At 50.1% G+C, this 395-nt stretch carries 1 protein-coding gene; it reads right to left on the bottom strand.

Features of this window, described 5'->3' with window-relative positions; translation table 11 throughout:
* The coding region (locus QP363_RS12725) for a VaFE repeat-containing surface-anchored protein (RefSeq protein WP_284764754.1) at positions 1-395 on the bottom strand (395 nt) is incomplete at both ends.

Below are 395 nucleotides of genomic sequence, written 5' to 3'. Positions count from 1 at the left end.
TCCTTATCGTTGATGTCCTTGTGCTCAGCAATGTCATTCGGATTCTCCGAATCAGCATCCGGAGTCTCCTCGCCATCCTTGTTGACCTCAACAGAAGTCAACTCCTCGAAAGCAACCGCAGCCTCAACCGGCTTAGTCACAGACTCATCAACAATGATCTCAACAACAACCTCGCCGTTAGCAGCATCCGGAGTAAAGGTCTTTTCACCCTCACCCAGAACAGTCTTGCCATCAGCCTTGGAAATCAGCTCTGCCTTAAGGGTGTATTCCTTACCCGGAACCAAGTTCTCATAGGTCACCGTATCGTCAACCTGCGCACCAGCAACAACCTCAGTTGCACCATTGGCAAAGTCAGCATTCGTCGAAATCTTCGGCAAATCAGACTCATCACCAGG

The sequence above is a fragment of the Corynebacterium sp. UMB6689 genome (assembly GCF_030215295.1).
Lineage (GTDB): Bacteria > Actinomycetota > Actinomycetes > Mycobacteriales > Mycobacteriaceae > Corynebacterium > Corynebacterium aurimucosum.
This window is presented reverse-complemented; position numbering and strand designations above follow the sequence as displayed.